The sequence below is a fragment of the Gordonia sp. UBA5067 genome (genome assembly GCF_002414845.1).
Lineage (GTDB): Bacteria > Actinomycetota > Actinomycetes > Mycobacteriales > Mycobacteriaceae > Gordonia > Gordonia defluvii.
Genome location: NZ_DIAX01000023.1, coordinates 7,764 through 26,877, shown reverse-complemented (window position 1 = coordinate 26,877; position 19,114 = coordinate 7,764). Strand labels below are relative to the sequence as shown.

The window sequence follows — 19,114 nt, the reverse complement described above, 5'->3', positions numbered from 1 at the left end:
CGCGCGAGCGGGGATGATCCCGGGCGAACAGATTCGCGCCATGATGGAGTTGGGTGCTCCCCGCGCGAGCGGGGATGATCCGGGTGGTGGCTCCACCGTCTATGGGATCGGGGTGTGCTCCCCGCGCGAGCGGGGATGATCCCTGTGATGACACTGTCGGCGCCGACGGCTACTACGTGCTCCCTGCGCGAGCGGGGATGATCCCGACCACGTGGGGCCGTCCGTGCGCCGGAAGTCGATGCTCCCCGCCCGAGCGGGGATGATCTCAAAGGACGCCGACATACTGACATGGTCCAGGCCTTTTGTCGCTCAGCGCGTCCCGATTGATGATCGCTGCGTACGGTCTAAGGCGAAGCCCCACGGAGCGACGAAGGAGCACATCATGAGCGGACGGCTCGACGGACAAGTGGCACTGGTGACCGGGGCAGCGCGCGGGCAGGGTCGGGCGCATTGTGTGCGCCTTGCCGCGGAGGGCGCCGACATCATCGCCGTCGACCTCGCCGGACCGTTGCCCGCGGCAGTGCCCTATGATTCGGCCACCCCGGAAGATCTGTCGGAGACCAAACGCCTCGTCGAGGACTTGGGCCGCACGATCATCACCGCCCAGACCGATGTCCGCGACTTCGACGCCCTCAAACAGGTCGTCGACGGCGCCGTCGCCCGGCTCGGCGGCCTGAACACCGTGATCGCCAACGCCGGCATCTGCATCCCAGTGGTGTGGGACCAAACGTCACCGGAACTGTTCAACGACGTCATTTCCATCAACGTGACCGGCGTGTGGAACACCGTGATGGTCTCGGCGCAGCACGTCATCGACGCCGGCGGCGGATCGATCATCCTCATCAGCTCGTACGCGGGCAAGAAGATTCAGCCATTCATGATCCCCTACACCACCAGCAAGCACGCCGTGACCGGGATGACGCGGGCCTTCGCCGCCGAACTGGGCCGGCACAACGTGCGCGTCAACAGCATCCACCCGGGCGGCGTGGCCACCCCGATGGGCAGTGGCGACATGGTCGCCGCACTAGAACGCACCGGCGCTACCAACCCGAAGCTCAACCCGATGGGCACCACCTTCACCGAACAGCCCTATGCCGAGCCGGAAGAGATCGCCGCCGTCGCCGCCTTCCTCGCCTCCGACGAGGCGAAGTTCATCTCCTCCGAACACATCAGCGTCGATGGTGGGTCGCAATACTTCTGAGTGTCCCGCTGACTCCTGACCAGCCACAACCGGCAAGCGCATGCCGCCGCTCTCCCGCCGTCCTAACCTGGATGGCATGGCCCGAAACGACATCGCCGCGCCCCGCAGCTACCCCCGACTGCTGTCCCCCGGCCAGATCGGCCCGGTCAACCTGCCTAACCGCGTGATCATGTCGGCAATGGACATGAACCTGTCCACCGACGGGATCGTCGAACCCGGCGACATCGCCCACTTCGTCGCCCGCGCCGCCGGCGGCACCGGCATGATCATCACCGGCTGCTGTTCAGTCGCGTACCCGGCGGGCAGCACCAGCACCAAGGAGCCCGGCCTGTCGGCCGACCATTTCATCCCCGGTCTGACCGCCCTGGCCGACGGGGTCCACGCAGCCGGCTCCACGTTGTGCGTTCAGCTGGTGCACCACGGCAAGGTCGCCCGAATCGACACCATCGCCGACCGTCCACTGCAGGTCGCCTCGGCGCCACGCAGCGCCTACGACATGTCTGCGCTGATCGATAACACCCCCGGCGAACTCGCCAAGATGGCAGCGGTCACCGGCGGAAAGGCGGCCACCTACCACGAGGTGACCGTCGACGAGATCGCGATGATCACCGAGCAGTACGTGGCGGCCGCCCAGCGGGTACAGCGCGCCGGCGCCGACGCCGTCGAGATCCATTGCGCCCACGGGTACATCCTCAGCGGCTTCCTCAGCCGGGCCGACAACCTTCGCACCGACGAATACGGCGGATCGCTGGCGAACCGCGCACGCTTCGCCTGCGAGGTGATCACCGCCGTCCGGACGGCCGTCGGCGACGGGCTCGCGATCATCGTCCGTATCGCCGGCAAGGAATACGGTGAGGACGACGGGCTCACCACCGAGGAGGCAGCGCAGGCGGCGCACCTGTTCCAGGCCGCGGGCGCGGACGCCATCGACGTCACGGGTTGGGGTCGCAACCCGTTCGTCAACTTCACCGACGGCCCGCTGCCCGACGCCCTGGGCGCCTACGTCGAGTTGGCCGGCGCGGTGAAGCAGGCGGTGACCATCCCGGTGATCACCGTCGGCCGCGTCCTGCCCGACATCGGCGAGAAGGCCATCGCCGACGGTGCAGCCGACTTCGTCGCGATGGGTCGCCAGCTGCTCGCCGACCCCGATTTGGTGAACAAGTTGCGTGTCGGCCATCCCGAGCGCATCCGCCCGTGCATCAACTGCTACGTGTGCGTGCAAGAGAACTTCTGGGATGACACCCCGATCTGCGCGGTGAACCCGGCCCTGGGCAACGAGGAGGCTGCGCCGCCGACCCTGGCCCGGGCGCCCGAATCCAAACGGGTCGTCGTCGTCGGCGCCGGCCCGGCCGGGCTCGAGACGGCGCGGATCGCCGCCCAGCGCGGCCACCAGGTGACCGTGCTCGACAAGGTCGATCGCCTCGGCGGCACCCTGTGGTTCTCCGCCCTCACCACCCCCGCCAACTACCCACTGCTGCAATGGCTTCGCACGGAAACAGCCCGACTGGGCGTCGACATCAGGCTGAACACCGAGGCCACCCCGTCCTCGATCCAGGCGCTGGCGCCCGACGTCGTGGTGATCGCCACCGGCGCGGTCCGCGACCGTCCCGCCATCCCCGGTGGCGACCTGCCGCATGTCCACACCGGCGACACCCTGCGGGCCCTGATGACCGGCGTTGGCGACACTGCCGGGCAGTCGTGGTACCTCCGTGCCGCGGGCCGGCTCGGCAAGCTGACGGGCATCACCAACAGCCCGACACGCATCGCCGCGCTGACCCACACCGTCCTGCCGGTCGGCAAGCACGTCGTGGTGATCGGCGGCTCACTGGTGGGTCTGGAGCTCGCCGAGTTCCTGGCCGAACGAGGCCGTGCTGTGACGCTGCTCCACGAGGACCAGCAACTCGGCCTGCCGATGGCCCTGCCACGCCGCTGGACGGCAGTGCGCCGGGCAAAGCAGGCCGGTGTCACCATCCACCGGCACGCACATGCCACCGCGATCACCGATCATGCCGTCGAGTTCGATGTCACGGTTACCGACCAGCGCGGCCAGGTAACCGGCACGACGACGATGAGCGCACCTGCCTCGATGGTGATCATGGCCGCCGGTGTGTCGGCGGCCGCCCCGCTGGCGGCGCAGCTCGAAAACCTGGTGGACCAGGTCCACGTCGTCGGCGACGCCGCCTCGGTGGACTACATCGAGGGCGCCATCCACTCGGCCTGGGCGGTCGCCTCCGCTATCTGAGATCACCACGCCAGCACCCGTTTCTCAGGCTACTGCGCCACCTTCGGCCGCTTCGTCGAGGCCACCGGCGTGATCGACAGGCGCAGGGCACCGGGCGCGCCGGCCGGAACAATCGGCGACACCGGGGCGACCGGTGCGATCCGCGCATACGGCGCACCCTGCGGCGGACGCTGATCCTCCGCGGACTTGTTCGGCCACAGCGATGCGGCGCGTTCGGCCTGCGCACAAATCGACAGCGACGGGTTCACGCCCAGATTGGCCGTGATCGACGCACCGTCGACCACGTAGAGCGACGGGTAGTTCCACACTCGGTGATACGGATCGATGACGCCGTTCGCAGGATCGTCGGAGATCACGCATCCACCGAGGTAGTGGGCGGTGAGGGGGATGTTCATGATGTCACCCCAGGTGCCGCCGGCGATCCCCCCGCTGAGTTTGGCGGCGATCCGGCGGGTCGCCTCATTGCCCTCGGGAATCCACGTCGGGTTCGGCTCGCCGTGGCCCTGCCTGCTCGTGACGTACTTGACCGGCCCGAATCTCTTGACGAAGGTCGTCAGCGAGTTGTCCGACGACTGCATCACCAGGGCGATCACCGTCTTCTCGCTCCAATCGCGGACGATGAGCAGCCTGAGCAAATCGCCCGGGTGGCGCACCAGGTGCGCACCCAGTTGCCGGAGTCGGTGCATCCGGGTGCCACCATCAGTCAGCACCGTCTGCAAGTAGGCCATCGCATTGGATCCCTTGCCGTAACGCACCGGCTCGATATGCGTGGATTCATTCGGGTGGAATGACGAGGTGATCGCCACTCCCTCAGAATAGTTGTGGTCGGGGTCGACCTTCTTGCCCATCGCGCCGAGGATCGACTCGGAATTCGTGCGGGTCAGCACCCCCATCGCGTCGGAGATTTCGGGCAGCGTCGTCAGCTTGGCCGCGTGCATCAGCTTCTGCGTGTTGAAGGTGCCGGCCGCCATGATCACGTTGTCGGCGGTGAAGGTTCGGCGGCGGGCACCGATCGGCCCCCACGACGACGAGCCGCGCGTCGACACCTCCCAGATGCCGTCCGCACGCTGCCGCACCCCGTCGACGGTAGTGCGCTCGATGACCTGGGCACCCGCCGATTCCGCCAGGCCGAGATAGTTCTTCACCAGGGTGTTCTTGGCCCCCACGCGGCAACCCGTCATGCAGGCACCGCATTCGGTGCAGGCCGTCCGCGTCGGACCGGCGCCGCCGAAATACGGATCGGCGACGGTCTCCCCCGGCACACCTTCACCACCCGTCTTGGCGCCGAAGAAGACGCCGACCGGCGTGGCGACGAACGTGTCACCGGCACCCATCTCGTCGGCGACTTCCTTCATCACCCGATCAGAATTGGTGAACGTGGGGTTCGTGACGACGCCGAGCATGCGGCTGGCCTGATCGTAGTGCGGGCTCAGTTCGGCTTCCCAGTCGGTGATGTCCCGCCACTGCGGGTCGTTGAAGAACGGCGACGGCGGCTTGTAGAGCGTGTTCGCGTAGTTCAGCGAACCGCCGCCCACACCGGCGCCGGCCAGGATCATCACATCCTTGAGCAGGTGGATGCGCTGCACGCCGAGTAGACCGAACTTGGGTGCCCAGACGAATTTGCGCAGTCGCCAACTCGTCTTGGCGAACTGGTCGTCAGCGAATCGGCGGCCGGCTTCGACGACGCCGACGCGGTACCCCTTCTCGGTCAGGCGCAACGCGCTGACACTGCCGCCGAATCCGGAACCGATGATGAGCACGTCGAAGTGACTGTTCTGTGGGCTGCGAGACATCGTTCAATCATAGCCGCATCGTCACATCAACCATTGTCACATCTGGTGGCCTGAGGCACAGTCGGCGGATCAGGCTCGGACGGAAAGCCCAACCTTCTGAAACTCCTTGAGATCGGAGTAGCCGGCCTTAGCCATCGAACGACGCAATGCACCCACCAAATTCAGCTCGCCAAACGGATCATCGGACGGACCGGTGAGGATCTGCGCCAGCGTCGGACGCCCATCGGGGGTGGCCAACTGCAACATCGCCCCACGAGGAGTGTCCGGGTGCGCCGCCGACGGAGTCCAATACCAGCCCCCACCCGGCGCACTCGCGGCAGACGCGAGCGGCGCGCCCAGCACAACGGCATCCGCACCGCACGCGATCGCCTTCGATAGATCACCAGAGGTGTTGATGTCACCGTCGGCCAACACGTGTACGTATCGCCCACCGGTCTCATCCAGATAGTCCCGGCGCGCGGCCGCGGCGTCGGCGATCGCCGTCGCCATCGGCACACCGATGCCCAGCACATCGTTGGTCGTCGTCGAGCCCTCCGCCGCACCATATCCGACGATGACCCCGGCGGCACCGGTGCGCATCAGATGCAGGGCGGTCCGGTGATCATGGACCCCGCCCGCGATGACCGGGACGTCGAGGTCGGCGATGAACGTCTTGAGGTTGAGCGGATCTCGGCCGTCGGACACATGTTCGGCGGAGATGATCGTGCCGTGCACGACCAGCAGTTCCACTCCGGCTTTGAGCAGCGTCGGCGTCAACTCGGCGGCGTGCTGCGGGCTCACTCGCACCGCCGTCGTCACCCCGGCGTCGCGGATGCGCGAAACAGCCTGCGCTAGGAGCCCGGTATCAATCGGTGCCGAGTGCAGGTGCTGGAGGTAGCGCACCGGGGCGCGGGGATCGGGGTCGTTCTCGGCGACGTCGCGCAGCGCGGCGAGCTTCTCCTCGGCATCACGGTGCCGTGCCCACAACCCCTCGCCGTTGAGAACACCCAGTGCACCCAGCCGCCCCAGCTCGATCGCGGTGCCCGGCGACATCAGTGCGTCCGTCGGATGCGAGAGGACCGGCACGTCAAACCGGTAGGCGTCGATCTGCCAGGCCGTCGACACATCTTTCGACGAGCGGGTTCGCCGCGACGGCACGATGCTGATGTCCTCCAGCTCGTACGTCCGACGAGCGGTCCGGCCCATCCCAAGCTCCACGAGATCACGCACGCTGATCACGCCTTTCTGCCGACCTCTGCGTCGGCTTCATCACGAGAAACGTTCAGCGAGAATAGTAGTTGGGTGCTTCGGCGGTCAGTGTCACGTCGTGCGGATGAGACTCTTTGAGCCCCGCGGCGGTGATCTGGACAAACTGTGCCCGCTGCAGATCGGGAATCGACGCCGCCCCGGTATAGCCCATCGCCGCGCGCAAACCACCCACCAACTGGTGGATGACCTCGCCGAGCGGTCCGCGGAACGGGACCCGGCCCTCGATGCCCTCGGGCACCAGCTTCTCCTCGGACAGCACATCGTCCTGGAAATACCGGTCCTTCGAATACGACTTGCCCTGCCCGCGCCCCTGCATCGCACCCAATGAGCCCATCCCGCGGTAACTCTTGAACTGCTTGCCGTTGACCAGGATCAGCTCCCCGGGCGACTCGGCGGTGCCGGCCAAGAGCGAACCCAGCATCGCCGTCGACGCTCCCGCCGCCAGTGCTTTGGCGATGTCGCCGGAGTACTGCAGCCCACCGTCGGCGATCACCGGCACATCGGCCGAATTGCAGACGGCGACCGCCTCCAGAATCGCGGTGATCTGCGGCGCGCCCACACCGGCGACGACGCGGGTCGTGCAAATCGAGCCGGGGCCGACGCCGACCTTGACCGCGTCCACCCCGGCCTCGATCAACGCCAGGGCGCCCGAACGCGTGGCAACGTTCCCGCCGACGAGCTGCACGCGGCTGCCCAACTCGGCCTTGAGCTTGCCGATCATGTCGAGCACCCCGCGCGAATGTCCATGCGCACTGTCGACCACCATGACGTCCACCCCGGCATCGGCCAGGGCCATCGCCCGGGTCCACGCCTCGGCACCGGCGCCGACTGCCGCGCCGACCAGGAGACGCCCATCGGCATCCTTTGTGGCCAACGGATGCTGTTCGGTCTTCACGAAATCCTTGACGGTGATGAGACCGGTCAGCCGGCCCGCACCGTCGACGATCGGCAACTTCTCAATCTTGTGTCGCCGCAACAGGTTCAGGGCGGCATCGGCCGACACCCCCTCCTGCGCGGTGATCAGGGGCACGGTGGTCATCACGTCGGCGACCGGACGCTTCAAATCCACCTCGAACCGCATGTCGCGGTTGGTGATGATGCCGACAAGCTCACCCGTCTCGTCGACGACGGGCAACCCGGAAATCCGGTACCGCGCACACATCGCATCGACTTCGGCGAGCGTATGCGCAGGCGTGCAGGTCACCGGATCGGTCACCATTCCCGCCTCCGACCGTTTCACCGTCTCCACCTGCGAGGCCTGCGCCTGCACCGAAAGGTTGCGATGCAGAACACCCATACCGCCGGCCCGCGCCATCGCAATCGCCATCCTGGCCTCGGTGACAGTGTCCATCGCGGAGGAGACGAGGGGCACCCGCAACGAGATGCTCTTTGTCAGCCGCGACGACGTGTCGACATCAGACGGGATGACGTCGGACGCCGCCGGCAACAGCAAGACATCATCGAAGGTCAATCCGAGCATCGCTACCTTGGCGGGATCGTCGCCGCCCGTCCGCACATTCGCCATTGTTTCATCTTACCGGGCGCCGCCAGCCCGATCTCGGCCGTCCCGACATGCGAATATCGCCGGTCACAGACCTGCGCCGCGCATCCGCCGGAAGGGGATCGGCTACGGTGGAGGCGTGGCCAACCAGTATCCCCCCGGCCTGCCGCCGGACCCGTTCGCCGACGATCCGAGCGACCCCGCCGGAGTGCTTGACTCGGTCGACCCCGGCATCCCGCTGGACGTCGCCGAGCGCCTCGCCGTCGAAGAAGACCTGGCCGACCTGGCCGTCTATGAGGCGCTGCTGTCACGGCACGGCGTCCGGGGTCTCGTCGTCATGTGCGAGGACTGCAACGAGGACCACTACCACGACTGGGACATGCTTCGCGCCAACCTGCAGCAGCTCCTTGCCGACGGCACCGTCCGACCGCACGAGCCGGCCGTCGACCCTCGCCCCGACGACTACGTCACCTGGGACTACTGCCGCGGCTATGCCGATGGTCAGGCTCACCGCGGACGTCGCTGACCTCCACAAATCTCCGGGGCCGCCAAACCCGAGTCGTCTGACAACACGACAAACCCCGCACCCAATGGAGTGAACCATTTGATCGGTGCGGGGTTTGATCGTCAGTGATCAGTTCGGCAAGACCGAAATCGGCGGACGAGGCGCCGGCCGGAACGGGGCGTCCGGTCGAGGCTGCGGGCGCGGCGTGTACCGGGGCTGCGGAGCCTGCTGCTGCTGCGCGGGCGGTGTCCACTGGGGTGCCTGCGGTGCGTACTGCGGCATGTCGTCGGTGACCGGAGGCGCCTGCTTGGGTGCCGGAGCCTTCCGTTCGGCCTGCTTGCGCGGAGCCGCCGGAATCGCAGCCTTGATGGCCGACTCGGCCGACGCATTCAAACGACCGATCCACTCGTCCATCGAGGATCGAGCCTTCACATCGCTCACCGGAGCCAAGCTTGCCTGGGCCCGGCGCACATACTCCCGGGCCTCCTTCGGATTACCCGCGGCGAGCGACTTTTCCGCATGCTCGAGGTTGATCTGCGCAGAGTAGGTCGCTTGGGTCTGCTCGGCCTTCTCCGCGAAGACGACCTTCTTGACGCCCCACAAGGGATCGTTCGGGTTGGCCCCTTCGGATAGGACGGTCAGACCGCCGAGTGCGACACCGATGATCGCTGCTGCGCCGGCAACGAGCCGCAGGTGGCGGCGCATCTTGCGGGCCGAGTCGCGCGACTCTGCGGCACTGGCCGCAATCGCGCGCTCCACATCCTCAACGGTGATCGTGTCATGGACAGGTTTGGCGAGGGAGGTCGTTCGCCAATCGGAAAGCATCTCGGCAAGGTCGAAATCGGTCTGGGTGTCGGCGACGACCGGCAGACCGAGCCCAAGGGCCTCAAGCAGCTTTTCGTCGCGGGTGATCTCGGCGATGTCGAGGCCGGCGGTGTCCACGGCGGCCCCGGTGGGCGTGTGATTGTTCATCAGCGTCGCTCTTTCTGATCTCGCTGGCTCTGGATGGTGGTGCGCAGTTTGGCCAGCGCGCGGTGCTGGGCTACGCGTACGGCTCCGGGCGTGGAGTCGACGACGGCAGCGGTTTCGTCGGCACTGAGACCGACGACCAGACGGAGCACGAGAATTTCGCGCTGCTTGTCGGGCAGGGTCTCGAGGAGGCCCAAGATTCGCCGGTTGCCCTCAGAATCAAGAGCCTGCTGCTCCGGGCTGTCGAACGAATTGATCCGTTCGGGCAATTCGTCGGTGGGGTCGGCCTTAGACCGACCGACGACTCGCATGGCATCGGCAACCTTGCGCGAAGCGATCCCATAGGCAAAAGCGAGGAACGGTCGCCCCTCATCCCGGTACCGGGGTAGGGCGGTCATCACCGCCATCAATGCCTCCTGCGCGATGTCATCAGCGGAGAACAAGTGGCGTTCTCCGACTCCAAGCCGCCCTCGGCAGTAGCGCAGGAGTGGTTCCTGCACACTTTCAAGAACGGTGGCTAGAGCCTCCCGGTCGCCCTGGCCAGCTGCCAGAACGGCCGCGTCAAGCGCGTCGCCTGTTAGTTTCATCGTCTACAGAAGTCCCCGTGTTACACATGTTCGCGCTTTGGGCCCAAGCGCACGTTCAACCACCCTATCGTCCGGCCCATCTGCCGTTGAAATCCCCACCGGGGAAGAATCCCAGGGCCGCAAGCGCAGCGGTTGATTCGTCGACGCGCCGTGTGGCGGCCGGCGAGGGGTCAAGGGCGGCCAGCATCTGACTGCCCGCCCAGCGCAATGGCAGGAGACCCGCGGCGTCCGCGGCGATGATGACCGCGCCCGCCTCGGCCGCCGCCTCGTCGATGTCGCCGCCCGCCGCAGTCGCAGCCGCAGCGATCAGCCGCGTCTTGATTCGGTGGTGCGCCGACGGACAGTCCCGCGCGAGCCGCTCCGCCTCCCGCGCCCAGCGCCGCCCAGCCTGGACCTCACCCCGGTAGAGCGCATTCTCGGCACTGACCCAGTGCCAGCGCAGGGCGACTCGCCGGTCCACTATCCACTCGTTCGGGACCAGGCCGCCGCGCCGATCGCCGGCAACTGTGGTCCGGGCGCGGTCGAGCAACCGCGACGACGCGTCGAATCTCCCCAGCCCAAGGTTGTCCGCCGCAAGCCCGATGAGCGCGTCGCCCATCGCCGCGCGGCCCCAGCCATCGTCGTCGCGCCCGGTGGACGACACCGCTGCCAGCAGTGCTGCTCGCCCATCGGGAACCAGGGCGAGTCGGTGCCGCCCCGACTGTCGCAGCCATGACGCCCGCGTACTGGAGAGAAGGGAGAGCAGTGCGCGATCCGCGGCGTCTTCCGATCGGCCGACGGCCTCTTGCGCGGCATTGAGACACGTCTGCCCGCGCGCCACGGCGCCGCGCATACCCAATGCCACCGCCCGCACCCAGAGGTCCCGTGCCCCGGCCGTGTCGCTCATCCCGGACACGCTATCGGACGGCTGTCGACACGGCTGCCCATTATCAAGCGCAAATGCTTCTGACCAGTGATAAAGGGGTTAATTCTGAGCGAATTTTTGCTATAACAGATCACAGATTCAGGAAATTGACTATTGTCGGTGCGGCTGTTTACTGTGGCCGCAGAGCACCCCACAAGGGAGCTCCCCATGGACCCGCAGGGGTCCGGCGAACCCATACGGAGGACGGCCGCATGTCACTACCCCAGCTCCCTGGACCGAACGCCGACATCTGGGACTGGCAGCGACTGGGCACCTGTCGCGGAGCCGCATCGTCGGTCTTCTTCCACCCCGATGGCGAACGCGGGAATGCGCGCCTGCGGCGTGAACAACGCGCAAAAGAACTGTGCCTCGGTTGCCCCGTCTTGACCCAGTGCCGCGAGCACGCCTTGCGAGTCGGCGAACCCTACGGAATCTGGGGTGGCCTCGGCGAAGCCGAGCGGGCCATGATCCTGAAGGTTCACGGTCGCCCGCGCGGCACCCTCGCCGGCTGACCGACGCAGCAATCGCTGGATCCGACAACACAGAAATCCGCCCCGGCTCCGTGCGGAGCCGAGGCGGATTTCTCGCTTTGTGCGGTTTGAGCTAGCCGATGACGGCAAGCACGTCGCGCGCCGAGAGGATCAGGTAATCCTGACCGTCGTACTTGATTTCGGTGCCGCCGTACTTGCTGTAGATAACGGTGTCTCCCTCGGAGACGTCCACCGGGATCCGGTTCTCGCCCTCGTCGTCCCACCGACCCGGGCCCACTGCGATGACCTTGCCCTCGGAGGGCTTCTCCTTCGCCGTGTCCGGGATCACCAGGCCAGAAGCGGTGGTGGTCTCGGCCTCGATCGCCTGGACCAGGATCTTGTCCTCGAGCGGCTTGATGTTCACACTCGCCACGATGTGAGTCCTCTACTTTCATTCCTGAACGAAAAACGATGACGTATGCGGCCCTGCTCGGACAAAACCCTCGTCGTCGCGGGTGAACGAGGACTTCTCACAGAGCCAACTAGCACTCTATACGCGAGAGTGCCAGCTCTCAACCGCGGGCCGAAATGCCACCGCCATCAAGGGTCAAGTTAGGCTTACCTCATGAATTCTTGGAGATTTCGGCCAGGACCTCCGGCGGGGGCTATCGGTGCGGCGGTGGCGCTCGCAACACTCCTCCTGCTCCCCTCTCCCGCGCACGCCGCGCCGCCGCGCTACCAGGTCTCCATGGTCCCCGCCGGTGTGGCCAGTGGCGGCGAACTCGCCCTAGACCAGCACCGCCACGAACTGTTCGTCGCCGACAACAACGCGCCGATGCGCACGACCGGCAACGACGTCATCCCGAGCGAGACTCCGGTCACCCCCGCGGTCTCGGTGTTCGACACGACGACCCGGCGGCCGGTGCGATCGATCGACCTGTCCAACCAGCCGGGCGGCCTGATGATGATCGGCCCAGTGGAATTGATCCCCACACCGCAAGTCCCCGACGGCCTCGCGATCGACCCGAAGCGCGGACGGGTACTGGTCACCAACGCCCATGCGGGCGGAATCACCGTCTTCGATATCAACGCCAAGCGCGTGACACCCCGCAACCTGACACCACTGCCCTACTCGCATCCGATGGGCGCAGTCGCCAACCCGGTTACCGGCCGCTTCTACGTCGGGCTCAACGGCACCGGCAAGGTTGCCGTCTTTGACTCCGGCTCCGGCCGACTCGTCGGCGACATCCCCAACCTGCACAAGGCCTCGTTCGTCGACATCGACGTGCCGCGCAACCGGCTCTACGTCGGCAACGCCGACTACGAGGCCAAGACGAACAACTTCGTCGCCGTCGTCGACCTGCGCACCAACCGGGTGATCAAGAAGATCGCAACGCCCTCAAACTCGCGACCGAAGGTCGATCCGACGACGGGCCGCATTTGGGCGAACAGCTTCGACACCGGCAAGATCTCGATCATCGACCCCGTTTCGCTGCAGATCGTCACGACGATAGACACCCGCACAACACCGTCGAAGATCGCCATCGACGCGCAGCGCCGCCGTGTCTACGCCGCAAACCTGCAGAAGAAGTCGATCACTGTTATCAGCGCCGACTCGGGCGCGATCCTCGCGACGGTCCCGACCGGCACAGCAGCCGTTCACACGATTGTCGTGGACCAGGCGAGCGGTGTTGCCTACGGCACTCAACACATCGGCAACAAGCTCACGATCCTCACACCGCGCTAGTCGTACTCGGCGGGACCGGGGTGCCCACTCGGCGGGACCGGGGTGCCCACTCGGCGGGACCGGGGTGCCCACTCGGCGGGTCCGGGGTGCCCACTCGGCGGTTAGCGGAGGTCGGCAAGCGCCTGCCGAGCGATCGCCGCGAGGAACCGGGCGCCGGGTCCGATGATGTCGTCGTTGAAGTCGTAGGCCGGGTGGTGCACCGGACCCGCCTGCGCCGAGACCGGCCCGTTGCCGATGAATGCATACGCGCCGGGGATCTTCTGAAGGAAGAAGGCAAAATCCTCGGCGGCAAGAATTCCGTCACAGTCGGCGTCGACGTGCTCGGCCCCAACCACGCCGGCCGCGACCCTCGCCACCCGCGCCGCGGCCGCGGGCGCGTTCACCGTGCACGGATACCGGCGCACATAGGCCAGCTCGACCTCCACGCCGTACCCGGTTCCGATCGACGCGCAGATCTCCCCCACCAGCCGCTCGATCTCATCACGTGCGTCGGCCGACAAACACCGCGCAGTACCGCGCAGCTGCGCCCGCGGCGGGATCACATTGTTGGTCGAGCCGGCGGTGAACTGGGTGATGGAGACGACGGCGGGCACAATCGGGTCGAGGCGGCGCGCGACGACGGTCTGCAGCGCGGTCACCAGCGCCGACCCGGCGACGATGACATCGCCGGCCAGATGGGGGGCCATCGCGTGTCCCCCCGGTGCGCGCAGCACAATATCCAGATCGTCGAACGAGGCCAGCTGGGTGCCCGGGCGCACCCCGAAGTCGCCGGCCTCCATGCCGGGAATGTTGTGCAGCCCGTAGATCTCCTGGATGCCGAAGCGGTCGAGCAGGCCGTCGGCGAGCATGGCCGGCGCACCTGCGCCCCCTTCCTCCGCCGGCTGGAATACCGCTATCACTGTTCCGGCGAAATCCCTTGTCCTGCTGAGTATTTCGACTGCCCCGAGCAACATGGCACAGTGCCCATCATGCCCACAGGCGTGCATCACGCCGTCGACCTGCGAGGCGTGGGACCGCGGCGGCTCCTCGGCGATGGGCAACGCGTCCATATCGGCGCGCAGTCCCACCGTCGGCCCGTCCGATCTGCCCCGCACGACCCCGACGACCCCCGTGCCGCCGATGCCGGTGGTCACCTCGACCCCGAGCCGGCGCAGATAGGCGGCAATGACACCCGCCGTTCGGTGCTCGCCGAAGGCGAGTTCGGGGTGCGCGTGCAGATCACGGCGCAACCGCGTCAACCGCGCGAGATCCAATCCGCTCAGCACCACGACCCCCGGTCCCCGCGGCCCGTGCTGGCCGGGGCCATCCGGGGAATCACCAACGGCGTCCCCGACTCCGGGTCGTCGATGATCCGGCACGGCAGGCCGAACACCTCCTGCACCACCGCTTCGGTGACGACTTCCGGTGGCCGGCCCTGCGCGACGATCCGGCCGTCGCGCATCGCCACGATGTAATCCGCGTAGCGGCATGCCAGGTTGAGGTCGTGCAAGACGGCGACGACGGTACGGCCCTGCTCGCGGTTGAGCGAGCGGCACAACTCGAGCAACTCCACCTGGTGGGCGATATCGAGGAAGGTCGTCGGCTCGTCCAGCAGGATCAGCGGCGTCTGCTGCGCCAGGACCATCGCCACCCAGACACGTTGGCGCTGCCCACCGGAGAGCTGGTCGACGCGATGGCCCGACAGGTCGGTCGTCCGGGTCGCCGCAAGCGCCTGCGCAACGATCCGCTCGTCCTGCGCCGACCAACCGCGCAGGAAACCCTGGTGCGGGAAGCGGCCGCGGGTCACCAGTTCGGCGACGCGGATGTCCTCGGGCGGGGTCGACGACTGCGGCAACAGCCCGAGGACCATGGCGACCTCGCGCGGCGAGTAGTCGCCGATCACCTTTCCGTCCAGCACCACGTTTCCGCTGCGCGCGGCCAGCACCCGGGCCAGCGCCTTCAGCAGGGTCGACTTGCCGCACGCATTGGGGCCGATGATGACGGTGAACTGATCGTCGGGAATCGTCAGACTCAGACCGTCGACGACCACCTCGCCGCCGTAGCCCAGGGTGAGGCTTTGGGCACTCAGTCGATCTGTCGGAGAACTAGCCACGGGTGCGCCTCATCTCGGTGAACAACAGGTAGCAGAGGTAGACGCCGCCCAGACACACCGTGACGACACCGACGGGTAGCGTCGCCCCGACGACTGCCGACACCCACTGGGCGACGATGTCGCCGAGCAGGAGCAACAGTGCGCCGACCAGTGCGGTCACCACCCAGGGGGTGTGGCCCGACCGGCACAGTCGCCGCGCGATATGCGGCGCCGACAACGCGACGAAGGCGACCGGGCCGGTGATCGTCGTCGCGACGGCGATCAACGCCACCCCGATCACCGGCAGCGCGACCGAGATCGGACGCGTCTGCGCGCCGAGGGCCAGTGCCAGGTCCGGCCCCAGGTCCAGAATCCGGGTCCGGTGGCTGAGCAGCGCCAACGCGGCCAGCAGCGCTCCGGCGATGACAAAGGCCGGTCCCAGAAAGGACCAGTCGCGGGCCACCGGGGTGTCGAGGGTGCCCGCCCCCCACTGCGCGGCGAGCATCGCCTCGTCGAGATCGGACCGCAGGATCAACCAATAGTTGATCGAGGCGAGCATGGCGCTGATCGCGACACCGGTGATCACCAGGCGAAACCCGCTGATTCCGGACCGGAAGGCGAGCGCGTACACCACCGCGGCGGTGGCGAGGCCGCCGACGAGGGCGAAGGCCGACATGCCGGCGAAGCCCAGCCCCAGCACCAGCGAGGCGACCAGCGCTCCCGTGTAGGAGCCGACGCCGAAGCCGATGAGATCGGGGCTGCCCAGCGGGTTACGGGTCAGCATCTGGAAGATTCCGCCGGCGCAGGCCATCGCCGCGCCGAGCACCATGGCCGCGAGAACGCGTGGCAGTTGCCACTCCCACACCGCGAGGTCGACCGCGGGATCAGCCCGGCCGAAGACCGCCGCCGACAGCTCTGCCAGGCCCACCCCGTCGTCGGCCGCGGCGAGGCCGGCGACGACGCCGACCGCGAGCGCGACCACCAGCAATGCCCCGACGATCGCGCTGCGCGTGTCGAAACGTTCGGAGAATCCGCCCGAACGCACGGTGCGCTGGGGCCGGCCGAAGTCCACCGTCCCGGTCATCGGGTCGTCCGCGCCGAGTTGCGGACCAGCAGGATCAGGACGGGGGCACCCAGGAAGGCGGTCACGATCCCCACCGGCATCGTGTCCTGGCCGAACAGCCGGGCGATGATGTCGGCCCCCAGGACCACCAGCGCGCCGACGAGCGCCGCGAACGCCACCGCCCACCGGCCGGTCACCCCGAGCGCCAACCTGATCGCGTGCGGCACCATGAGACCGACGAAGCCGACCGGACCGGCGGCCGCCGTCGCCGCGCCGGCCAGCACTGTCGCCGCAATCAGCGCCGCCAGCCGGATTCGAACCACGCGGACGCCGAGTGCGGTGGCCATCTCGTCGCCCATCCCGATCAGATCGACGGCGTGCGCAACGGCGAAGGCCACCGCGATGCCCAGGACGATGAACGGCGCCACCCACCCTGCGACCGTCAGCCCGCGCCCGGTGACCGACCCGACCTCCCAGATCCGCAGCTGCTCGAAGGCATGCGGCCACAGCAAGGTGATGCCGCGCACCGCACCGGTCAGGACCGCGGTCACCGCGATTCCGGCCATCGTGACCCGCAGCGGCGTCAACGGTCCACGCCCGGCCGTGCCCAGCGCATACACGATCACCATCGCCACCGCCCCCCCGGCGAACGCGAACCACACGTACGCCCAGATCTGGGTCAATCCGCCCAGCCCGATGGCGACGGTAATCGCCAGTGCGGCGCCGGCGTTCACGCCGATGATCTGTGGATCGCCGAGGGGATTGTTCATGAGGCGCTGGATGAGCAGGCCGGACACTCCGAGCGCGGCACCGACGAGAATTGCCAGCACCGCGCGGGGCGCCCGGCCGTCGGTTGAATCGGTGACCGCCAGAGCATCGAAGCCCGAGCCACCGCCCACAAGCGCGTCCCACACGACTCCGGGTGCCATCTCACGGGCCCCCACGAACAGGCTGGCCCACGCGAGCACCACCAGTCCGAGCAGCAATCCGAGCCACAGTGCGGCGAGCCCGCGGCCGCGCAGACCGCGGCGGCGGGTGCGCACGAGAGTGCCTGCCGTCACCGCGCTCCCGCCCGCCGCACGGCAGCGATCAAGTCGCGAATGGTCGGTGACTGGGCCACCGTTTCGAAGTCCAGCCCGCCTGCCCCCGCCGCGCGCCACTTGTCGAGCAGGGCCATCAGCTGCAGCGAATCGATACCGCTGTCGGCCAGGGGCAGGTCACCGGTCAGCGCGCCCCGATCGACCATCAGCTTGTCGGCGAGGTCGGCGAGCAGCCGATCGGTGTCGAGTGGATCGGCGGACGCCGGACCGGGTGATTCGGGGGCCGCGGCGTCGACCCGCTGATCCTTCTTGCTGACTTTTCCGACTGCCGTCGTCGGGAATTCCTCGACGATCAGCACCTCGTCGGGGATCTTGAACCCGGCCAGCCCCGCCGCGCGCAGAAAGCCGCGCACCGCGAACCCGTCGGGCAGCGTGCCGGCGGCGACCGCGGCGGCAGTTGGGATGACGTAGGCGACGGTGCGCTCGCCGAGCCGGTCGTCGGGGACGCCGACGACCGATGCGTCGCGCACCGCCGGGTGGGTCAGCAGCGCCCCCTCGACCTCGGTCGGCGCGATCTTCTCCCCCGCCCGGTTGATCTGGTCCTTGTCCCGGCCGACGACGACGAGGTACCCGTCCGCGTCGCGGATCACCCGATCGCCGGTCCGGTAGAAGCCATCGGGGGTGAAGGATTCGGGCGACGCTCCGTGCCAGTACTCCCGGATCGTGTACGGGCCGCGGGTCTGCAGACTCCCCTCCTGTCCGGCGGGCACCTCGGCGCCGGCGGCGTCGACCACGCGAACCTCGTCGCCGGGGCTGATGGGACGTCCCTGCGTCGCGACGATCCGCTCGACGGCGTCATCGAGGCGGGTGTAGTTCACCAGGCCTTCGGCCATGCCGAACACTTGCTGCAGCGTCGCGTTGGGAAACAGGTCGGGGACCCGGCGGGCCACCGATTCGGCGAGCTTGGCGCCACCGACCTGCAGGACGCGGAGCGCGGAAACGTCATACCGCTCGGCCTCGGGGGAATCGAGCCAGGCGGTGACCAGCGGCGGGACCACCGACAACTGGGTGATCCCGGCGGCCGCGACCGTCGCGAGCACCGTCCGCGCGTCGGTGGCCGGCACCATGACGATGCGGGCTCCCGTGTGCAGCGCGCCGAGAATACCGGGGCTGCTCATCGTGAAGTTGTGCGACACCGGCAGGACGACGCCGAACACCGAGGATTCGTCGAGGCCGCAGATGCGGACCGACTCGCGCACCGAGTAGAGGTAGTCGTCGTGGGTGCGCCCGATCAGCTTGGGCGCACCGGTGGTGCCACCGGATAGTTGGAGGAACGCGATGTCGCTCGGCGCACCCGATCGACCGGTCGATTCGGCATTCGCCGAGCGCACCGCCGCCCACGGGTCCGCGCGGTCGAGTTCGGCGACCACGGTGGCCAGCGGCCGGCCGGCCGGAGTTGTCGTTCCGACGCCGGCGAGATGCTCGGCGCGGGAGCGAAAGTCCGTTCCGCCGAAGGAGTCCACCGTGAGGTATGCGGCGGCGCCGGCCCGCGCGACGAGATCGGCGATATCGCCGGCGGTGTGGCTCGCCAACGCAAAGACCGGCAGCACGCCGGCGTCGAAGAGGGCGAAGACGACCTCGACGTACTCGACGACGTTCGGGAATTGCACCACGGCCCGGTCGCCCGGCCGGAGGCCGAGCTCATCGATCAGCCCGTTGGCAAGGCGGCGCGATTGGTCGAGCAGTTCACGATAGGTCAGGTTGCGGCGGCCG

General features: G+C 67.8%; 17 protein-coding genes. 5 read left to right on the top strand and 12 right to left on the bottom strand.

What is annotated here, in order from left to right:
- The first annotated feature begins 382 nt into the window (after window positions 1–382).
- Entirely contained in the window at window positions 383–1,201 is an 819-nt protein-coding gene (locus B4M62_RS03460; protein ID WP_290705219.1) for a mycofactocin-coupled SDR family oxidoreductase, read from the top strand.
- 76 nt (window positions 1,202–1,277) lie between these two features.
- Window positions 1,278–3,443 carry an FAD-dependent oxidoreductase gene (locus tag B4M62_RS03455; RefSeq protein ID WP_290705216.1) on the top strand — a complete coding sequence of 722 codons (2,166 nt, stop codon included), beginning with the start codon at window positions 1,278–1,280 and terminating at the stop codon, window positions 3,441–3,443.
- Between the two features lie 29 nt (window positions 3,444–3,472).
- On the opposite strand, the gene B4M62_RS03450 is transcribed toward B4M62_RS03455, so the two are convergent.
- The 3 genes from B4M62_RS03450 to guaB all read right to left on the bottom strand — a co-directional run bounded on the left by B4M62_RS03450 (window position 3,473) and on the right by guaB (window position 8,009).
- Window positions 3,473–5,236 carry a GMC family oxidoreductase N-terminal domain-containing protein gene (locus B4M62_RS03450; RefSeq protein WP_290705213.1) on the bottom strand — a complete coding sequence of 588 codons (1,764 nt, stop codon included), beginning with the start codon at window positions 5,234–5,236 and terminating at the stop codon, window positions 3,473–3,475.
- Between the two features lie 69 nt (window positions 5,237–5,305).
- A complete protein-coding gene (locus tag B4M62_RS03445; RefSeq protein WP_290705210.1) occupies window positions 5,306–6,445 on the bottom strand; it encodes a GuaB3 family IMP dehydrogenase-related protein in 1,140 nt (379 codons plus the stop codon).
- A gap of 52 nt (window positions 6,446–6,497) precedes the next feature.
- Entirely contained in the window at window positions 6,498–8,009 is a 1,512-nt protein-coding gene (gene guaB / locus B4M62_RS03440) for an IMP dehydrogenase (RefSeq protein WP_290705207.1), read from the bottom strand.
- A gap of 115 nt (window positions 8,010–8,124) precedes the next feature.
- On the opposite strand from guaB, the gene B4M62_RS03435 reads away from it, so the two are divergent.
- Window positions 8,125–8,511, top strand: a complete 387-nt coding sequence (locus B4M62_RS03435; RefSeq protein ID WP_290705204.1) for a DUF5319 domain-containing protein — start codon at window positions 8,125–8,127, stop codon at window positions 8,509–8,511.
- A 108-nt stretch (window positions 8,512–8,619) separates the two neighbouring features.
- Here the strand turns inward: B4M62_RS03435 and B4M62_RS03430 are convergent, their stop codons facing one another.
- From B4M62_RS03430 to B4M62_RS03420, 3 genes are all read right to left on the bottom strand, one after another.
- Window positions 8,620–9,462, bottom strand: a complete 843-nt coding sequence (locus tag B4M62_RS03430; RefSeq protein ID WP_290705201.1) for an anti-sigma-D factor RsdA — start codon at window positions 9,460–9,462, stop codon at window positions 8,620–8,622.
- Window positions 9,462–10,046 (bottom strand): RNA polymerase sigma factor ShbA, encoded by a 585-nt coding sequence (shbA, locus tag B4M62_RS03425; RefSeq protein WP_290705198.1) that lies wholly within the window; start codon window positions 10,044–10,046, stop codon window positions 9,462–9,464. Before shbA ends, B4M62_RS03430 begins: the two co-directional genes overlap by 1 nt.
- A gap of 64 nt (window positions 10,047–10,110) precedes the next feature.
- The gene (locus B4M62_RS03420; protein WP_290705195.1) at window positions 10,111–10,932 is read right to left on the bottom strand and encodes a hypothetical protein; all 822 of its coding nucleotides are present in this window, start codon (window positions 10,930–10,932) and stop codon (window positions 10,111–10,113) included.
- Window positions 10,933–11,162: 230 nt separating this feature from the next.
- On the opposite strand from B4M62_RS03420, the gene B4M62_RS03415 reads away from it, so the two are divergent.
- Window positions 11,163–11,462, top strand: coding sequence for a WhiB family transcriptional regulator (locus tag B4M62_RS03415; protein ID WP_290705192.1), 300 nt, complete (start codon window positions 11,163–11,165; stop codon window positions 11,460–11,462).
- Between the two features lie 91 nt (window positions 11,463–11,553).
- On the opposite strand, the gene groES is transcribed toward B4M62_RS03415, so the two are convergent.
- Window positions 11,554–11,853 carry a co-chaperone GroES gene (gene groES / locus B4M62_RS03410; protein ID WP_290705190.1) on the bottom strand — a complete coding sequence of 100 codons (300 nt, stop codon included), beginning with the start codon at window positions 11,851–11,853 and terminating at the stop codon, window positions 11,554–11,556.
- Between the two features lie 246 nt (window positions 11,854–12,099).
- Between groES and B4M62_RS03405 the strand changes: the two genes are divergently transcribed.
- Complete coding sequence (locus B4M62_RS03405) at window positions 12,100–13,167, top strand: YncE family protein (protein ID WP_290705187.1); 1,068 nt, start codon at window positions 12,100–12,102, stop codon at window positions 13,165–13,167.
- A gap of 101 nt (window positions 13,168–13,268) precedes the next feature.
- Here B4M62_RS03405 and B4M62_RS03400 read toward each other — a convergent pair whose 3' ends face one another.
- From B4M62_RS03400 to B4M62_RS03380, 5 genes are all read right to left on the bottom strand, one after another.
- Window positions 13,269–14,432 carry an amidohydrolase gene (locus B4M62_RS03400; protein ID WP_290705184.1) on the bottom strand — a complete coding sequence of 388 codons (1,164 nt, stop codon included), beginning with the start codon at window positions 14,430–14,432 and terminating at the stop codon, window positions 13,269–13,271.
- Complete coding sequence (locus tag B4M62_RS03395; protein ID WP_290705181.1) at window positions 14,426–15,259, bottom strand: ABC transporter ATP-binding protein; 834 nt, start codon at window positions 15,257–15,259, stop codon at window positions 14,426–14,428. Before B4M62_RS03395 ends, B4M62_RS03400 begins: the two co-directional genes overlap by 7 nt.
- On the bottom strand, window positions 15,252–16,322 hold the full coding sequence (locus B4M62_RS03390; protein ID WP_290705179.1) for a FecCD family ABC transporter permease: 1,071 nt from the start codon (window positions 16,320–16,322) through the stop codon (window positions 15,252–15,254). Before B4M62_RS03390 ends, B4M62_RS03395 begins: the two co-directional genes overlap by 8 nt.
- Window positions 16,319–17,344, bottom strand: a complete 1,026-nt coding sequence (locus B4M62_RS03385; RefSeq protein ID WP_290705176.1) for a FecCD family ABC transporter permease — start codon at window positions 17,342–17,344, stop codon at window positions 16,319–16,321. The genes B4M62_RS03390 and B4M62_RS03385 overlap by 4 nt, the downstream gene beginning before the upstream one ends.
- A gap of 14 nt (window positions 17,345–17,358) precedes the next feature.
- The coding region (locus B4M62_RS03380) for an AMP-binding protein (RefSeq protein ID WP_290705173.1) at window positions 17,359–19,114 on the bottom strand (1,756 nt) is incomplete at its 5' end.

Bases quoted from the DNA above. Each gene is read 5' to 3' on its own strand.
- B4M62_RS03460 (WP_290705219.1), top strand. From the start codon at position 383: ATGAGCGGACGGCTCGACGGACAAGTGGCACTGGTGACCGGGGCAGCG.
- B4M62_RS03455 (WP_290705216.1), top strand. From the start codon at position 1,278: ATGGCCCGAAACGACATCGCCGCGCCCCGCAGCTACCCCCGACTGCTG.
- B4M62_RS03450 (WP_290705213.1), bottom strand. From the start codon at position 5,236: ATGTCTCGCAGCCCACAGAACAGTCACTTCGACGTGCTCATCATCGGT.
- guaB (WP_290705207.1), bottom strand. From the start codon at position 8,009: ATGGCGAATGTGCGGACGGGCGGCGACGATCCCGCCAAGGTAGCGATG.
- B4M62_RS03430 (WP_290705201.1), bottom strand. From the start codon at position 9,462: ATGAACAATCACACGCCCACCGGGGCCGCCGTGGACACCGCCGGCCTC.
- shbA (WP_290705198.1), bottom strand. From the start codon at position 10,046: ATGAAACTAACAGGCGACGCGCTTGACGCGGCCGTTCTGGCAGCTGGC.
- B4M62_RS03420 (WP_290705195.1), bottom strand. From the start codon at position 10,932: ATGAGCGACACGGCCGGGGCACGGGACCTCTGGGTGCGGGCGGTGGCA.
- B4M62_RS03415 (WP_290705192.1), top strand. From the start codon at position 11,163: ATGTCACTACCCCAGCTCCCTGGACCGAACGCCGACATCTGGGACTGG.
- B4M62_RS03390 (WP_290705179.1), bottom strand. From the start codon at position 16,322: ATGACCGGGACGGTGGACTTCGGCCGGCCCCAGCGCACCGTGCGTTCG.